Origin of the sequence: Allokutzneria albata (assembly GCF_900103775.1) — a bacterium.
GTDB classification, from domain to species: domain Bacteria; phylum Actinomycetota; class Actinomycetes; order Mycobacteriales; family Pseudonocardiaceae; genus Allokutzneria; species Allokutzneria albata.
On record NZ_LT629701.1, the window covers coordinates 5552051 to 5568051 of the forward strand.

A 16001-nucleotide genomic window follows, 5' to 3' on the forward strand; every position below is an offset into this window, starting at 1 on the left:
CGGCTCAGAAGACGCCCGGCCAGTGCGGGGCGAGCGCGGCGCGCACGGCGGCCAGGTCGGCGTCGGTCACCGCCGCGTTGCGTACCGCGTCGTCGGGCACGTAGGCGATCGGATCGGGCAGCAGCGGCCGGGTGATCCCGAGCAGCCCCTCGACCAGCGCGTGCAGGCAGACCGCCGCGTACCCGCGCTGGTAGCCCCCTTCCTGGGTGAGCAGCAGGCGACCGCCGGTGAGTTCGTCGGCCAACCCGGCGACCCGGCGGCCGATCGCGCGGTAGCCCTCGGCGGTGACGTTGTGCCTGCCGTTGGGGTCGAACGCGCTCGCGTCGAAACCGGACGCGCACAGCAGGACGTCCGGGCGGAAGGTTCGCAGCAACGGCGCCGCGACCTCGTCCACAGCCCGCAGGTACGCGCTGTCCCCCGCGCCGAGGGACAGCTCGATGTTGGCGTTGCGCCCCCGCGCGCCGAGCTCGTCCGGGGCTCCGGTCTGCGGGTGGCTGCCGCCCCACGAGCCGTGCCGCATGTGCACGGAGATGGTCAGCACGTCCGGGTCGTCGAGGAACGCCTCCTGGGTGCCGTTGCCGTGGTGGACGTCCCAGTCGAGGATCGCCACCCGCGCGGCACCCCGCCGCCTGGCCGAGGCTGCGGCGAGGGCGATGTTGTTGACCATGCAGTAGCCATCGGCCGCGCCGGGCTGGGCGTGGTGTCCCGGTGGCCGGACCATCGCGTAGGCCTTCGTCGCCCGACCGTCCAGCACGGCCTCCATCGCGGCGAGCGTGGTGCCAGCCGCGGCGAGGATCGCGGGCCACGAACCCGGCCCCACGACGGTGTTCTCCTCCAGTGCGACGCGTTCGGGTCCGGCACAGGCAGCCCGCAACGCGTCGAGGTACCCGCGTTCGTGCACCGTGGCCAGCTCGTCCTCCGTCGCCGCCCGGCCCACGTGCCAGCGCAGCCGCGACGCGATCGGACCCCGCCGCAGCACGTTCAGCATCGTGCGCAGGCGGTCGGCGTTCTCCGGGTGCTGTTCCGGGACGTCCAGCCACGGCCAGTCGCCGGGCAGCTCCCACAGGCCGTGCCCGGCGTCGTGGGTGAAGCAGTCCTCGTGCCAGAACACGTCCACCGGCGCAGGTTACGGGCGTCCCGCAGGCCGGTGCAGGCGAATATCAGGGGGTTCTCAGGGTCGCCGTGGCGCCGCGCGCGGGTTGGAGGGAGCACACTGGTCGCATGGTGTTGCACCTCATCGCAGTGATCGTCGCCATCCTCGCCGTGGTCGCCGCGGTCGTGCACGGCGGATACCTGGCCATGCTGAACTCCGCGGCCAAGCGCAGGCCGGGCGCCGCCCACATCACCGAGTGGGTCAACGGCCGCTGGGGCGTCGCGGGCGCGACCGGTGGTGTCGCGCTGCTGGCGCTGTTCTTCACCGGCGGCGGGGCGTTCCTCGACGTCATCGCCATCCTCATCGGCGCAGGCAGCGGCGTCGCCGCCACCAAGGCCCTGCAGGAAACCCAGCAGCGGTTCCGCAGCGGCAGCTGACGCCCCGCGCTCGCCGTTCCTCGCGTGCCACCGACCCAGCGCCGGCGGTGTCCGGGGCCCTGAAGACGGTCCTACCGCGGTGGCCTGCGGAAACTGATCATGGACGCGGCGGCCGAGCAGGTGTCACTGGGCGTGACAACCCGTCCCCGTAGCGAAACCACGAACGGTGCAGTCATACCCTGTGCAACATGACGAGCGCACGCGATAGCCAGAGTTCCCGGGTCGACCGGGTGCTCGTCATCAGCGCACATCCCGACGACGTCGACTTCGGGGCCGCGGGCACCGTGGCCGCGTGGACCTCCGCCGGGATCGAGGTCGCGTACTGCGTGTGCACCTCGGGCGAGGCGACCGGGGACCAGGCCACCCCGCGCGAGGAGGTCGCCGCGCTCCGCGAACGCGAGCAGCGGGCGGCCGCGGACGTGGTCGGGGTCAGCGAGCTGCACTTCCTCCGCCACCCGGACGGCAGGCTGACTCCCTCGCTGGAGCTGCGCCGCGACCTCACCCGGGTGATCCGCGCGTTCCGGCCGGACCGGGTGCTGACCTGGTCGCCGGAGTACAACTGGGACCACATCGTCACCTCGCACCCGGACCACCGGGCCGCGGGCGAGGCGGCCTTCGCCGCGGTCTACCCGGACGCGCGCAACCCGCACGCCCACCCGGAGCTGCTCGCCGAGGGCCTGCAGCCGTGGACCGTCCGTGAGCTCTGGCTCGCCGACGGTCCGCTCGACCGGCGCGACCACGCCGTCGACATCACCGACACGATGGCGGCGAAAATGGCCGCCCTGCGTTCCCACAAGTCCCAGACCGGCGATGCCGATGGACTTGAGGAAGGCATGCGGACCTTCCTGGCGGAGGCGGCGCGGCGGCACGGTCTGGCACCGGGCAGGCTGGCCGAGACGTTCCAGGTCGTCCACACCGGCTGACCCACGCGCGCGAAAGGGGATTTCGCGATGGACAGCGGGCAGGGGCCTGCGGAGCGGTACCGACCCCACCGGGGGCGGCACCGCCAGGACGCCAATGCGCTCGCCTGGACTCCCGCCCCGGACACCGGCCCCGCCTCCGACGCGCCGGGCGCTCCCGCCGCCGACCCGCTCGACGACACCAACACCGGGGGCCTGCGCAAGCTCGACCTCGGAATGGTCCCGGCCTCGGTCACCCCGCCCCCCACCTGGAAGCGCGCCGCCTGGTTCGCGGGGCTGTCCTCGGCGATCGTGCTCGTCGTGCTGGTCACCGTCGCGGTCACCCTGGTCGGCCCGAAGGACGTCTTCGACCGGATCAACGCGCTGCCCGCCTACCCCAGCGAACTGATGCTGGTCACCACGACCGCGGCCCCCACCAGGTCCGAGCAGGGCAGCCGCACCGGTGCGCGCCCGACCGACGTGCCGGGCGCGGCGGGCCAGGACGGCACCGGCGGCGGACCGCGCCGGACGACGGGCGCGTCCACCGGGGCCAGCTCCCCGAGCAGCACCACGCCGACCCCCACGTCCAGCATGACGACACCGCCGATCACCACCGTGCCTTCCTTCGGCCCCGAGCTGATCCCGGTGCGCCAGCTGACCGAGAGCACCGTGCGGTTCTTCTCGGCGGTCTCCAACGACATCGAGAAGGCCTTCGCCGACCTCGTCGGGCCGGAGCTGAAGAAGGAGGGCCTGCCCTCGTTCGAGAAGCGGTTCGGCTCGATGGCCGACCGCCTGGAGTTCAAGGCGATGCGGGTGGACCCGGTGCGCGGGGTGACCACCTCGGTGATCGAGGTCCGGGACGCCGAAGGCCGGATCCTGGTCCAGGAGCGCGAGCTCCGGTTCGTCCCGGACGCCGCCCCGCTCGTCAACGCCGAACGGCTGGTGTCCACGGCCCAACGGTGAACCAGATTCAGAAAAATCGACTACTCCGGGTAGCCCTTCATCCGTTCGACTGGTCCAAAACGACCGTTCAGCGCTCCGAACAGGTGAAGTCGCATCAGAGTGTCGCGCTCGAAGCCGATGTCACGATACGAGTTCTGCCGACCACAGAACGTACGGAGGCAGCCACCGTGGAGCGCTCGACCACAGGTCGCCGGCACCAGCGCGCCGGTGCGGTCACCGTAGCCGAACTGATCAGGAAGCAGCCGATCCCGCCCAGGTACCAGGGCAACGACTCCACCAGCGGCTACCACTTCCGGTCCGAGGTCTTCGAGCGCGTCGCGTCGGGCGCGACCTCACCGCAGCCGGTCTACAGCTTCGACCCCGATCCGGACCCGGAACCGGAGGAGGGCGAGCACCCGCTCCTCAAGCCGCTGCGCGCGGTCGGCCTGGTGCTCGGGGCGCTGGTGCTGGCGGGTTCCGTGGTCGCGGCATCGGTGATCACCGCCGACTTCGGCTCGCGCGGCCCCCGCGTGCAGTACCAGGCGCCGCAGCTCTCCGGCGTCCTCGCACTCCGCCCGGACCTCCTGCTCGACCGCCTCAGCACCGCGACCAAGGTCAACTCGGCCGTGGGCGCGCCGGGCGCGCGGCAGCCCTCGACGAGCAACAAGAACGTGACCCCGGTGGTCAAGCAGAAGAGCACCTGGCAGCCGAACGCCGTCACGCCGACCTCGGCCGTCGAGGTCGTGCAGGAGTTCTTCCAGCGGCTCCAGCACCGGCCCGAGCTGGCGTTGCAGATGGTGGACACCCGGCTGATCGGCCCGGACCGCGCCGCCTTCCTCAAGGCGTGGGAGAACGTGAAGACGGTGCAGGTCAAGAACGTCGAGCAGAACCGCGGCGGGGTGCTCGGCACCACGACGCTGGAGCTGGTCAACGGCACCAAGCTCCGGCTGGAGCAACTGCTGACGCTCGGCGCCGCCGAGCCGCGACAGATCGTGGCGGCCGAACTGCTCTCCGTGCAGCAGAGCTGAGCGCGCTGCGACGTTAGGCGAGCGAGGTTGCTCCGAACGGGCGCTGCCGGTTTTCTCATACCTCCGAATTGGTGACATGCGCCGCCCAGGTCCGGTATCCCAGTCACGGAACGTGTCCTGACTGAAGGGTGAACGGCCGTGGCTGGCAACGGATCGTCGGACGGGGAGAAACGCGGGCGGGGCGCACAGCGCACGCAGGTGCTCGTCTCCGACCTGCTGCACCGGGAGGGCCGGGCGGCCCAGCGTCCCGCGAACCAGCGCACCGTCATGCGCGCCATCGGCGTCGCGGCGGGCGTGGTCGGGGTCTGCGGCGCGATCGTCGCCGGCACCGTGATCCTCACCGGCCAGGACGAGGGCGGGCAGGCGCAGAACACCTCCCGGGCGCAGAACTACTTCACCGGTGGGCGGGCGCTCCAGCCCAACCTGATCGGCGAGGCGGCCGCGGCCAACCCCGAGGGCGTCGGCGGCGAGGAGGGCGGCCAGGCCCCCACGGAGCCCACCGACCCGACGGCGACCGGCAAGCCGGCCCCGCACCCCGGCGGCGGAGGCGGCGGTACCGACCCCGGCGGGCCGACGCAGGGTCCCCAGCCCCAGCCGGGGCCGACCACCGGGAACCCGCCGCCGAGCAGGCCGACCGCGACGCCGACGACCGAGCCCAGCAGGCCGGCCCCCACCACCCAGCCGTCCAAGCCGACCCAGAAGCCGGGCAACGGCGGGCTGCTGGACCCCGTGCTGGACCTGCTGAACGGCTTCTTCCGCACGGCGCCGGACGCGCCCGCCGAGGCTTACGAGATGCTCGCCCCGCAGATGCGCTCCGGTGGCGTCGAGGAGTTCCGCGAGTCGTGGAAGGGTGTGCGTTCCGCCACTGTGACCACCGCCAAGGCCGCCGGTGCCAACACCGCGCGGGTCGTCGTCGACTACGTCTGGGCTGATGGACGCAGGGTGCGCACCGAACAGCGCATCGTGGTCACGGAAGGGTCAGTGCCGCGTATCGCGGACGCAACGGTGCTCTCCGCACGCAACCGCTGATCGGCCAGGGGCGTCCCCCTTCGGACTTGCGAACACAAACGGCACACCGGGCGCAGAACCACCTGTACGGGTGGTGGCTCTAACCTGGGTGCCGTGACCGACACGGGGAGCCGCACGGTGACCAAGCAGAGCGAGGCGGCAGCGTGAGCGACGAAGGTCGCCTGGTTGCTGGGCGCTACCGGCTGGAACGACGGATCGGCGCAGGTGCGATGGGCGTCGTCTGGCAGGCCCGCGACGAACGGCTGCACCGCGTCGTCGCGGTGAAGCAGCTGTTGTTGCAGTCCGGCATGGAGGCCGGCGAGGCCGAGGAGGCCAAGCAGCGGGCGATGCGGGAGGGCCGGATCGCCGCCCGCCTGCAGCACCCCAACGCGATCGGTGTCTTCGACGTCGCCGAGGACAACGGCCTGCCGTGCCTGGTGATGGAGTACCTGCCTTCGCGGAGCCTGGCCAACGTCGTCTACGACGAGGGGAAGCTGCCGCCGAGGGAGGTTGCGCGGATCGGGTCGCAGGTCGCGATCGCCCTGGCCGCGGCGCACGCGGCCGGGATCGTGCACCGGGACATCAAGCCGGGCAACATCCTGCTCGGCGACGACGGGTCGGTGAAGATCACCGACTTCGGGATCTCCCGCGCCACCGGCGACGTGACGGTCACCAAGACCGGGATGCTGGCCGGCACCCCGGCCTACCTCGCCCCCGAGGTGGCCAAGGGCTACGAGCCCGGTCCGGCCTCGGACGTGTTCTCGCTGGGCTCGACGCTCTACGCGGCCGTCGAGGGTGAGCCGCCGTTCGGGCTGAACGAGAACACCCTCGCGCTGCTGCACCTGGTGGCCGCGGGGATCGTCCGGCCACCGCAGCAGGCGGGCCCGCTGACCTCGGTGCTGATGCACCTGTTGCGGCCACAGCCCACCGACCGGCCGACGATGACCCAGGCGTCGGAGGCGCTGCGGGCGATCTCCGAGGGCCGCGCGGCCCCGATGGTCACCCCGCCGCAGGGCTGGGGCGCGGTCCCGCCGACCACGCAGATCCCCGGTGGCCCGTCGGCGCCGACCCAGGCGGTGCAGCCCGGGCTGCGCAGCGGACCGAACCTGAACCCGCGCACCCCGGTTCCCGCCAGCAACCCCAACACCCCGGCGATGACCCGGCTGGACGCGCGGCCGCTCAGCGACGCGCCCGCCACCAGGGTCGGCCCCGGCGCGACCAGCATCGGTGGCGCCAACGGCGCCGCGGGCCGCACCGGCGGCAGCCCTCCCGGCAACGGACGGGACCGCGACCGCAGGGAAGAGCCCGAGGAGCGCCGCTCCAACACCCGGCCGATCCTGATCGCCATCGGAGCGGTGATCGCGGCCGCGTTGCTCGGCATCCTGCTGAGCAACCTCATCGGCAGCAGGAACAACACCGGTGGCGGTGGCGCGTCGGTGACCAGTGAGCCGTCGACGGCGTCCGCCTCGCCGTCGAAGCGGTCGAGCACGCCCAAGCCCACGACGACCACCGAGACGACGACCACCACGACGGCTCCGACGACGACCACCTCGTCGGGACCGACGGACAAGGACTACGTCAACGCGGTCAAGAGCTACTACAAGCTGCTGCCCAACAGCCCCCAGGTGGCGTTCGCGAAGTTCTGCGACTCCGTCCGGCGGTCCCAGACCTACACCGCGTACCAGAAGTACTGGGAAAGCGTGAAGGACGTGAAGGTCAGCGACGTCGAGATGGCCGGCGACAAGGTCGTGTCCTTCGAGATCGAGACGACCTACAAGAGCTCCGGGGATCCCATCACCCAGCCCAAGCAGCTGCGGATGGGGTACGAGGGCGGCCAGGTCTGCCTGAACAGCACGTGATCCTTCACCGTGCGGCGGCCGCGGAGGCCGCCGCACGGAGCGCGCGCAGCAGGCCCAGGGTCGCCGGGTTCTCCGCGTCCGCCTCGGTGGTCGCGGCGTAGATGCGCCGCACCGGCTCCGGGTTGCGCAGCTTGCGGACCAGGACGCTCGGGTTCACCGCGCCGAGGCCCATCGCCGGGATCAGCGTCACGCCGAGCCCGGCGGCGACGAAGCCCTGCGCGCTGACGTACTCCCCGGCCTGCACGGCGAAGTCCGGCTGGAACCCGGCGGAGCGGCAGGACTCCAGCACCACCTCCCGGCACTGCCCGGGCAGCGGCTCGTTGTCCACCCACGGCTGGTCGGCGAGTTGCGCGAGGTCGACGACGCGCTGCCGGGCCAGCGCGTGCCCCTTCGGCAGCACGGCGCGGTACGGGTCGTCGAGCAGGTGCTCGAAACGGATGCCCGGCGCGCTCGGCTCCTCGTCACCGAGCTGGACGGTGATGGCGAGGTCGGCACGGCCTGCCCGGACCTCCTGCAGCGGGTCCTCGGGATCGGTGACCGTCAGGTCCAGCGCGGTCGCCGGGAACTCGCTGCGGAACTCGGCGACGGCCGGTGGCACCAGCACCGCGCCCGCGGTGGTGAAGTAGGTGATGCGCATCCGGCCGGTGCGCCCGGCGCGGAGGTCGGCCAGCGCGGTCTCGGCCTCGGCGAGCTTGTTGGTGATCACCGCGGCGTGCTCGGCGAGCAGGCGGCCCGCCGCGGTGGGGCGCACGCCCCGGCCCGCCTTCTGCAGCAGCGTCAGCCCGGCCTCCCGCTCCAGCACGCTGATCTGCTGGCTGATCGCCGAGGGCGTGTAGCCGAGGTTGGCCGCGGCGGAGCTGACCGACCCGGTGCTCACGACGGCCAGGAGAACGCGCATGCGGCGGACGTCCAACATGCTGGAATCGTACAGCTCTGCTTAAAGGTTGCGCAGAAGTATTCACTTGTCCTGATGCTTGCACGGGCGCACGCTTGGTTCCGAACACCGTGGAATTGGGGGTTAGCGTGACGTCTTCCGGCAGCCTGATCAGGATCGGCGTGCTCGGCCTGCTCTGGGGCTCCAGCTTCCTGTGGATCGAGCTGGCCCTGCGCGCGCTGTCGCCGGTGCAGATCGTCTTCGTCCGCGTCGGCCTCGGCGCGCTGGTCCTGGTGGCGATCTGCAAGGCGATGAAGCTGTCGTTGCCCCGGGGCGGACGGACCTGGCTGCACCTCGGCGTCGCGGCGCTGTTCGCGAACGTGCTGCCGTTCATCCTCTTCGGAGTCGGCCAGCAGACCGTCGACTCCAGCATGGCGGGCGTGCTCAACGCGACGACGCCGCTGTGGACGCTGCTGATCTCGGTGACCATCGGCCAGGAGAAGGCGTTCGGCCCGCTGCGCGTGCTGGGCCTCGTGCTCGGTTTCGCCGGGGTGATGCTGATCTTCGCGCCGTGGCGGGACGGGGCGGGCTCGGCGCTGCCCGGGAGCATCGCGATCCTCGTCGCCGCGCTCAGCTATGGCATCGGCGCCGTGTACGTGGGCCACAACCTCAGCGGCAAGGGCATGTCGCCCACCTCGACCGCGGCCGGGCAGATGCTCATGGCGACCGCGCTGACGGGCATCGCCATCCCGGTCGGGGGCCTGCAGCCGGTGCACTGGGAGGTGACCAGCGGCCTGGTCGCCGCGGCCATCCTGGGCGTGTTCGGCACCGGGTTGTCGTTCATGCTCTTCGTCCGGCTGATCGCCGACGAGGGCGCGACGGCCACCTCGACCGTCACCTACCTGATGCCGGTGGTCTCGGTGGCGCTCGGCGCGATCGTGCTCGGCGAAGAGCTGACCCTGCGCGTGGTGCTCGGCATGCTGGTGGTGCTCGGCGGCGTGATGCTCACCCGCCCCCGGCGGGCCAAGGCGCCGATCGCCGTTCCGTCAGCCGAAACGGCGAAGGCTACCAGCGGGTAGGCGCTCCTGCACAGTGGGTGATTGCTCACAGGTAGGTCCCGGATTGGGCCGATGGTTCGCTTTGCTTCCCCTTAAGGCTCTAGCCTCGCTCCCCGTGGATGGCGCGGATCACACGCTTGCCGGCCGGTACCGCCTGGAGGACCGCATCGGCAGCGGCGCGATGGGCATCGTCTGGCGCGCGACCGACGAGCTGCTCAGTCGGACAGTCGCGGTGAAGCAACTGCTGTTGCCACCGGGCATGGACGCGGAGGAGGCCGAGGAGGCCACCCTGCGCGCGATGCGGGAGGGGCGGATCGCCGCCCGGCTGCACCACCCGAACGCGATCACCGTCTTCGACGTGGTGCAGTCGCACGGCGTGCCGTGGCTGGTGATGGAGTACCTGCCCTCGCAGAGCCTGGCCGCCCTGGTGCACGAACGCGGACCGCTGGAGCCGCGCGAGGTCGCCAAGATCGGCTACCAGGTGGCCGCGGCACTGGCGGCCGCGCACGAGGCCGGGATCGTGCACCGCGACATCAAGCCGGGCAACGTGCTGATCAGCGCGGGCGGCACGGTGAAGATCACCGACTTCGGCATCTCCCGGGCCACCGGCGACGCCACCCTGACCAAGACCGGCATGCTCTCCGGCACCCCCGCCTACCTGGCACCGGAGGTGGCCGACGGCGCCGAACCGGGCATGCCCTCGGACGTGTTCTCGCTCGGCTCCACCCTGTACGCCGCGGTCGAGGGCGTGCCGCCGTTCGGGCTCAACGAGAACACCTTCGCGCTGCTGCGCGCCGTTGCGGCGGGCGAGGTGCGCAAGCCGGAGCGGGCGGGCGTGCTCGACGAGCTGCTGGCCTGCCTGCTCACCCGTGACCCCAACGCCCGGCCGACCGCCGCCGAGGCGCTGCCGATGCTGGAGGCCATCGCGGGCGGTTCCCGGCCCAAGATCGTCGCGGTGCCGAACTGGACCTCCCCGCAGGCGGCCGAGGAGAAGACGCTGCGCAGGCGGCGGGCGGGCGTGATCACGGTCGCGGTCGCGTTCGCCGCGGTGGTCGGCGCGCTGGTCACCGCGCTGCTGGTGATCAACCAGCGACAGGTGGCGACCGCGGGTCCGCCCGTCGAGACCAAGACCATCACCTACGGAACCAACGCGGGCTCCCCGGTCAGCGGCCCCTCCGGCGCGACGGGCACACCGACCGCGCCGGGCAAGCTCACGACGCTGCCCGGCGGCGTCGTGGTCCCCGTGCCCACCGACGAGGACGAGCCACCGGCGCCCGGACCGTCGCAGCCCAGCCAGAGCGCGCAGCCGTCCCAGCCCACGACGACCCCGGAGACGCCGAGGAACCGGCTGATCAAGGATGCCGTGCGGCAGTTCTACGAGCTGCTGCCCGGCAACACCGTCGCCGCCCACCAGCGCTTCGCCCCGGCGACCCGGCCGACGCTGGCCGCCTTCCAGGCGCAGTGGGCCGATGTGGAGTCGGTGCGGATCCAGCGCGGCATGCGCGTCAGCGGCGACTCCGTGCACCTCACCCTGAAGATCAAGAAGAAGGGGGAGACCGCGGTGTCGGCCCCCTACGTCGTCACCGTGGTGGTCAGCGGGACCCAGGTCCAGATCGGCACCATCAAGCAGGGCGGCAGCGGCGGCGAAGGCTCCTGATCGTCACCGCCGTGCCCGTCGGGGTTGCCGTCGACGGCCGCGGCGGTGGGGTCAGGCGGTGGGGTCAGACGAGGCGGCGGTCGGAGGCCCAGCGGGAGAGCTCGTAGCGGTTGGACAGCTGGGTCTTGCGCAGGACGCTGGAGACGTGGGTCTCGACCGTCTTGATCGAGATGAACAGCTCCGAGGCGATCTCCTTGTAGGCGTAACCGCGGGCGAGCAGCCGCAGCACGTCCCGCTCGCGCGGGGTCAGCAGGTCCAGCTCGGGGTCGCGGATCGGCGCGGCACCGGGGCGGTCGGCGAAGGCGTCCAGCACGAAGCCCGCCAGCCGCGGCGAGAACACCGCGTCGCCCTCGGCCACCCGGCACACCGCGTCGGCCAGCTCGCGGCCGGAGATCGTCTTGGTGACGTAGCCGCGCGCGCCGTTGCGGATGACGGCGATGACGTCCTCGGCGGCGTCGGAGACCGACAGCGCCAGGAAGACCACCTCCGGCTGCGCGGGCCTGGCCCTGCGCAGCACCTCCGCACCGCCGCCGTCCGGCATGTGCACGTCCAGCAGCACCACGTCCGGCTTGAAGTGGGCGATGCCCGCGACGGCCTCGTCGACCGAGCCGGCCTCACCGACCACCTCGACCTGGTCCTTGGCCGCGTCCAGCTCGGCCTTCACGCCGGTGCGGAACAGCGCGTGGTCGTCGACGAGGAACACCCGGACGGGTCCGCTCCGCGCCGCGCACGCCGGGGCCTCCTCGGCCGCCTGCCCGGCGTCGACCTGCTCGTTCTCACTCACCCGCGTGCCTCCTTGCTGGGGCTCCTTGGCATGGACAGCTGGAGCTCGGTGCCCTCACCGAGGGCGGTCCGCAGCCGGACCGAGCCTCCGTGCCGCTCCATCCTGCCGTGGATCGAGTCGGCGAGCCCGTGCCGGTCCCCGGGAACGGTAGCGGGGTCGAAGCCCTTGCCGCGGTCCCGGACGAAGACGTGCACCCGATCGCTCTCGACCTCGGCGTAGACGCTGACCTCGCCGACCCCCGCGTGCTTGGCGGAGTTGATCATCGCCTCGCGGGCCGCCTGCACCAGTGCGCCGATCTTCTCGTCCACCGGGCAGTCGCCGACGACGACCTGCTGGACGGTGATCGCGAAGGTGTCCTCGACCTCGCCGCAGGCCGCGGGCACGGCCTCGGCAAGGGTGCCGCCGGGCACCGCGGCGAAGCCGGGGCCCTCGACGCCCTCCTCGCTGTCCCCCTCGTTGCGGGTCTTCGCGCCGTAGCCGGAGGGTCCGTACAACCAGCTGCGCAACTGCCGTTCCTGACCGCGGGCGAGCCTGCGCACCTCGCGGGCGGTGTCGGCCTGCTTCTGGATCAGCGCCAGGGTCTGCAGCACCGAGTCGTGCAGGTGCGCGGCGATCTCGGCCCGCTCCTCGGTGCGGATGCGGACGCGGCGCTCCTCGTTGAGGTCGCGGACCAGCCGCACCCACCACGGCACGGTCAGCACGGCGACGCCGATCAGCGTGGTGATCACCGCGAGCAGCACGAACTGGAGCTGGCCGATGCCGCGGGTGTTGGTCAGGAAGGTCGCGAGACCGGCGATCAGCAGGGCGACACCGGCCAGCACCCTGGCCGTCGCCGACCAGCCGCCGGTGCCGAGCACCGCGCCGGTGATGCCGGAACGGGCGCCGTCGCGCCAGCGCCTGCGCTGGGCGTCGTCCGCCTCCCGCCAGACCATGCCGGCGCCGACGAGGGACACGGCGATCGCGCCCATCAGCATGGGGCTGATCTGACTGTTGAACGACAGCACGGCGATGGCGAGGCCCGCGCCGATGGTGATCACGCCGACGGCCTGCTGGCGCTGCTTCGGCGAGTCCTCGTTGCCGCCGCCGCGCTTCTGCTGGGGGACGAACACCCACAGCAGCGCGTAGGCCAGCACGCCCGCGCCCGCCAGGCCGGAGAGCACAACGAACCCGATGCGCACCCACAGCACGTCCATGCCGATGTGGTCGGCGACCCCACCGGCGACCCCGGCGACGACCTTGCCCCGGCGACGGCGGAACAGCTTCGGGGGCTCGCCCGGCCGGGGCGGCAGCGGGAACCCCGGCAGAACTGGCACCGTGCCGGTCTCGCCCTTGTGGACGTGCGCATTCACACTGGCATGGTCACACGTGCGCGTGCGCGCGGTCATCAGGGGACATCCCCGAAGCACCCGGCCAGAACCCCGAGAAATGATTTCAGGGGTGCTCCCGGATGTCGGAGCCCGTGCGTGGCGGCACCCTTGTCAGCGTGAACGGGACAGGCGGGAACATGAGCGTCGAGGAGACGCTGCGGGACTTCTGGAAGACACGCCCGCGGCGCCCCAGGAGAGGCCGCAAGGTCGCGGGTGTCGCGACGGCCATCGGCAACCGGTACGGCATCGATCCGGTCCTGGTCCGGGTCGCCTTCGTCGTGTTCGCCATCTACGGCGGTCTCGGCATCCTGCTCTACCTGCTGGCCGTCCTGTTCTTCCCGCAGGAGGGGGACACGGGCTCCCCGGCGGGCGCGCTGCTCGGCCGGGGTTCTAGCTCGACCTCCGCACTGGCCACGGTGCTGGTCGCGCTGATGGTGCTGCCGCTGACCGGACTGCTGCTCGCGCTGCACGTCTGGTCCGCGATGATGATCGCCGCCCTGGGCGCCGGGCTCTACGTGCTGCACAAGAACCGCGGCGCACACCGGCAGCCCGTGCCGACCGGTCCCGTCGTGGTGAGCACCCCGATGACCACCGACAGCGGCTTCCAGGGCAGCGAGTTCCGCACGGAGACCCTGCGCAAGCCCGGTCAGCAGGAGACCGAGACGATGACGACCGACCCGCAGTCCGCGGTGGGCCAGGAGAAGCCGGTGACCGCCGGGCACGGCCAGGAGAGCCCACCCGCGTGGGACCCGCTGGGCGCGGCCCCGTTCGCGTGGGACCTGCCGGAGCCCGCCGCGCCCGTCGACGACGAGATCGAACCGCAGCCCAGGACGCGCTCCAAGATCACCGCCGTCACGGTGGCCGTGAGCATCATCGTCGCGGGCGTCATGGGCCTCGGGGTGATGGACGGCTGGGTGCCCGACCACGTGGCCGCCGGTGCGGTGACCGCGGTGCTGGCCGCCGGCCTGATCGTCGGCGCGTTCCGCAGGGGCGGCAAGGGCCTGGTGCTGCTGGCCGTCCCGGCGATCGCGGCGACCGTCACGCTGGCCAACGACGCGAGCTGGCGCGACTACCAGCGCAGCTACCCGCAGCACTACAACGCCGACAGCTACTACGACAACAGCAGCAACTACTACGGCACCCAGACCTGGACCCCGCGCACCTGGGAAGAGGTCAAGCGGGGCAGCGACCTCGCCAGCGGCGCCACGCCCAGCACCGGCTCGTTCATGCTGAAGCAGGGAACGGCGCGGCTGGACCTCAGCCAGCTGCCCCCGCCGCCGGACGGAGAGCAGATCGACATCCGGGTCTGGGTGGACCAGGGCACCCTGTACGTGACGCTGCCGAAGAACGACACCGACGTCGACATCACCTGCTTCGCCAAGAGCGGCACGGTGAACTGCCTGGACCAGATGGGGCGCGGCAGCGACGTGCGCAGAGCGGCGGTCAGCCGCGGTGCGGACAACGCCGTCGGCGGTGGCCGGATCACGCTGGACGCCTCGACCCGGTACGGAAAGGTGGAGGTCACGCAATGACCGACGAACAGCAGGCGCAGGGCGGCGAGACGCCCTCGCGCAAGGGCTTCAGCGTGGTGGTCTTCCTGGTCGGCCTGGTCGCGGTGTGGGCGGCGATCTACGGCTTCACCAAGGGCGAGATCATGGAGATCATCCAGCCGAACTGGCTGCTGGCCGGGGCCGCCGTGCTGGTCGGCTCGCTGATGCTGATCAACACGTTGCGGCCGCAGCGCAAACGGTGAGGCGAGGGCACAACCCGGGCACAACGAGTGCGTGGTGCCGTCGGATGGGTGTACAACCCTCCGGCGGCACTTTCGCATACGCTGCCTGAATCGAACCGCCCGATGGGGGTGACCGAGCTGTCCAGCACAACGCGAGGGAGCAGTCGGCCGACGTTGGAGGACGTGGCCAACGCCGCGGGTGTCTCCAGGGCGACCGTCTCCAGGGTGATCAACTCCTCCCCCAAGGTGAGCCCGGAGGTGCGCGAGACCGTGCACGCCGCGGTGCGCAAGCTCGGCTACATCCCCAACCGGGCGGCGCGCACCCTGGTCACCCGGCGCACCGACGCCATCGCGCTGGTGCTCTCCGAGCCGGACAACAAGTTCTTCGCCGACCCGTACTTCGCCACCGTCGTCCGCGGCGCGGCCACCGAACTGTCCGCTTTGGACGTCCAGCTGGTGCTGATGCTGGCCGACCAGGGCGAGGACAGCGGGCGCATCCTGCGCTTCCTCTCCGGCGGGCACGTCGACGGCGCGCTGGTGCTCGCCCCGCACCGGGACGACCCGCTGCCCGCGCAGATCGCGCGGCTGCCGCTGCCGTCGGTCTTCGGCGGCAAGCCGTGGCTGCCGGAGACCGAGGTGCATGCGGTGGACAACGACAACGTCGCGGGCGGCAGGGCCGCGACGGAGCACCTGCTCGGTCTGGGCAGGCGCACCGTGGTCAGCGTGCTCGGCCCGGCCGACGAGCAGTCCGCGCGGGACCGGCTGCAGGGCTGGCAGGAGGCGGTCGGGGCGGACGCGGCGCGCACCGAGGCGTGGACTGCCCAGGGCGACTTCACCCAGGAGGGCGGTGAGCGCGCGATGCGGGAGCTGCTGGAGCGCGTGCCGGACCTGGACGCGGTCTTCGTGGCCAGTGACCTGATGGCGGTGGGCGCGCTGCACGCGCTGCGAACCGCGGGCAAGCGGGTGCCGGAGGACGTCGCGGTGGTCGGCTTCGACGACCAGCCGACGATCGCGCCCTACACCGACCCGCCACTGACCTCCGTCAAGCAGGACTCCGCGGAGCAGATGCGCACGATGGTGCAGCGGCTGTTCCAGCTGCTCGGCGGAGAGGACCTCGCGCCCGGCCGCGAGGTGCTCCCCGTCGAGCTCGTCCACCGCGGTTCCGCATAACTCAAATATGGCCTGACCTGGCCTTTTGCCCTTTCCGGGACTACAATGGACAGACAGTCCGAGGGGGCGAATGAACCGCGATATCCGCACTGT

Annotated in this window: 15 protein-coding genes; 11 read left to right on the forward strand and 4 right to left on the reverse strand. The window is 72.0% G+C overall.

Annotation, left to right across the window (positions count from 1 at the left end; genetic code table 11):
• Positions 1-4: 4 nt before the first annotated feature.
• A complete protein-coding gene (locus BLT28_RS24870; protein WP_030427482.1) occupies positions 5-1117 on the reverse strand; it encodes an arginase family protein in 1113 nt (370 codons plus the stop codon).
• A 104-nt stretch (positions 1118-1221) separates the two neighbouring features.
• Between BLT28_RS24870 and BLT28_RS24875 the strand changes: the two genes are divergently transcribed.
• From BLT28_RS24875 to BLT28_RS24900, 6 genes are all read left to right on the forward strand, one after another.
• Positions 1222-1530: a hypothetical protein gene (locus BLT28_RS24875; RefSeq protein ID WP_030427481.1), complete on the forward strand. Its 309-nt coding sequence runs from the start codon at positions 1222-1224 to the stop codon at positions 1528-1530.
• A gap of 188 nt (positions 1531-1718) precedes the next feature.
• On the forward strand, positions 1719-2453 hold the full coding sequence (locus BLT28_RS24880) for a PIG-L deacetylase family protein (protein ID WP_030427480.1): 735 nt from the start codon (positions 1719-1721) through the stop codon (positions 2451-2453).
• A gap of 27 nt (positions 2454-2480) precedes the next feature.
• The gene (locus BLT28_RS24885) at positions 2481-3392 is read left to right on the forward strand and encodes a hypothetical protein (protein WP_030427479.1); all 912 of its coding nucleotides are present in this window, start codon (positions 2481-2483) and stop codon (positions 3390-3392) included.
• Positions 3393-3559: 167 nt separating this feature from the next.
• Entirely contained in the window at positions 3560-4399 is an 840-nt protein-coding gene (locus tag BLT28_RS24890) for a hypothetical protein (protein ID WP_030427478.1), read from the forward strand.
• Between the two features lie 138 nt (positions 4400-4537).
• Complete coding sequence (locus BLT28_RS24895; protein WP_030427477.1) at positions 4538-5428, forward strand: hypothetical protein; 891 nt, start codon at positions 4538-4540, stop codon at positions 5426-5428.
• 143 nt (positions 5429-5571) lie between these two features.
• On the forward strand, positions 5572-7266 hold the full coding sequence (locus BLT28_RS24900; protein ID WP_043810239.1) for a serine/threonine-protein kinase: 1695 nt from the start codon (positions 5572-5574) through the stop codon (positions 7264-7266).
• A gap of 4 nt (positions 7267-7270) precedes the next feature.
• Here the strand turns inward: BLT28_RS24900 and BLT28_RS24905 are convergent, their stop codons facing one another.
• Positions 7271-8182, reverse strand: coding sequence for a LysR family transcriptional regulator (locus tag BLT28_RS24905; protein WP_030427475.1), 912 nt, complete (start codon positions 8180-8182; stop codon positions 7271-7273).
• 107 nt (positions 8183-8289) lie between these two features.
• Here BLT28_RS24905 and BLT28_RS24910 point away from each other — a divergent pair, with 107 nt between their 5' ends.
• The gene (locus BLT28_RS24910; RefSeq protein ID WP_030427474.1) at positions 8290-9219 is read left to right on the forward strand and encodes a DMT family transporter; all 930 of its coding nucleotides are present in this window, start codon (positions 8290-8292) and stop codon (positions 9217-9219) included.
• Between the two features lie 94 nt (positions 9220-9313).
• Positions 9314-10855: a serine/threonine-protein kinase gene (locus BLT28_RS41450; RefSeq protein WP_052406895.1), complete on the forward strand. Its 1542-nt coding sequence runs from the start codon at positions 9314-9316 to the stop codon at positions 10853-10855.
• Between the two features lie 64 nt (positions 10856-10919).
• On the opposite strand, the gene BLT28_RS24920 is transcribed toward BLT28_RS41450, so the two are convergent.
• Together BLT28_RS24920 and BLT28_RS24925 are read right to left on the reverse strand one after the other, a co-directional pair.
• Entirely contained in the window at positions 10920-11558 is a 639-nt protein-coding gene (locus tag BLT28_RS24920) for a response regulator (protein WP_030427472.1), read from the reverse strand.
• A 77-nt stretch (positions 11559-11635) separates the two neighbouring features.
• A complete protein-coding gene (locus BLT28_RS24925; protein WP_081900028.1) occupies positions 11636-13024 on the reverse strand; it encodes an ATP-binding protein in 1389 nt (462 codons plus the stop codon).
• 98 nt (positions 13025-13122) lie between these two features.
• On the opposite strand from BLT28_RS24925, the gene BLT28_RS24930 reads away from it, so the two are divergent.
• The 3 genes from BLT28_RS24930 (at position 13123) to BLT28_RS24935 (ending at position 15908) form a co-directional block, all read left to right on the forward strand.
• Positions 13123-14538 carry a PspC domain-containing protein gene (locus BLT28_RS24930; protein WP_162184795.1) on the forward strand — a complete coding sequence of 472 codons (1416 nt, stop codon included), beginning with the start codon at positions 13123-13125 and terminating at the stop codon, positions 14536-14538.
• A complete protein-coding gene (locus BLT28_RS40435; protein WP_030427469.1) occupies positions 14535-14759 on the forward strand; it encodes a hypothetical protein in 225 nt (74 codons plus the stop codon). The genes BLT28_RS24930 and BLT28_RS40435 overlap by 4 nt, the downstream gene beginning before the upstream one ends.
• 102 nt (positions 14760-14861) lie before the next feature.
• Entirely contained in the window at positions 14862-15908 is a 1047-nt protein-coding gene (locus BLT28_RS24935; protein WP_052406892.1) for a LacI family DNA-binding transcriptional regulator, read from the forward strand.
• The last annotated feature ends 93 nt before the right edge of the window (positions 15909-16001 follow it).

Excerpts from the sequence above, each read along its gene's own strand:
- BLT28_RS24875 (WP_030427481.1), top strand. The coding sequence starts at position 1,222 with ATGGTGTTGCACCTCATCGCAGTGATCGTCGCCATCCTCGCCGTGGTC.
- BLT28_RS24925 (WP_081900028.1), bottom strand. The coding sequence starts at position 13,024 with ATGACCGCGCGCACGCGCACGTGTGACCATGCCAGTGTGAATGCGCAC.
- BLT28_RS24905 (WP_030427475.1), bottom strand. The coding sequence starts at position 8,182 with ATGTTGGACGTCCGCCGCATGCGCGTTCTCCTGGCCGTCGTGAGCACC.
- BLT28_RS40435 (WP_030427469.1), top strand. The coding sequence starts at position 14,535 with ATGACCGACGAACAGCAGGCGCAGGGCGGCGAGACGCCCTCGCGCAAG.
- BLT28_RS24880 (WP_030427480.1), top strand. The coding sequence starts at position 1,719 with ATGACGAGCGCACGCGATAGCCAGAGTTCCCGGGTCGACCGGGTGCTC.
- BLT28_RS24885 (WP_030427479.1), top strand. The coding sequence starts at position 2,481 with ATGGACAGCGGGCAGGGGCCTGCGGAGCGGTACCGACCCCACCGGGGG.
- BLT28_RS24935 (WP_052406892.1), top strand. The coding sequence starts at position 14,862 with ATGGGGGTGACCGAGCTGTCCAGCACAACGCGAGGGAGCAGTCGGCCG.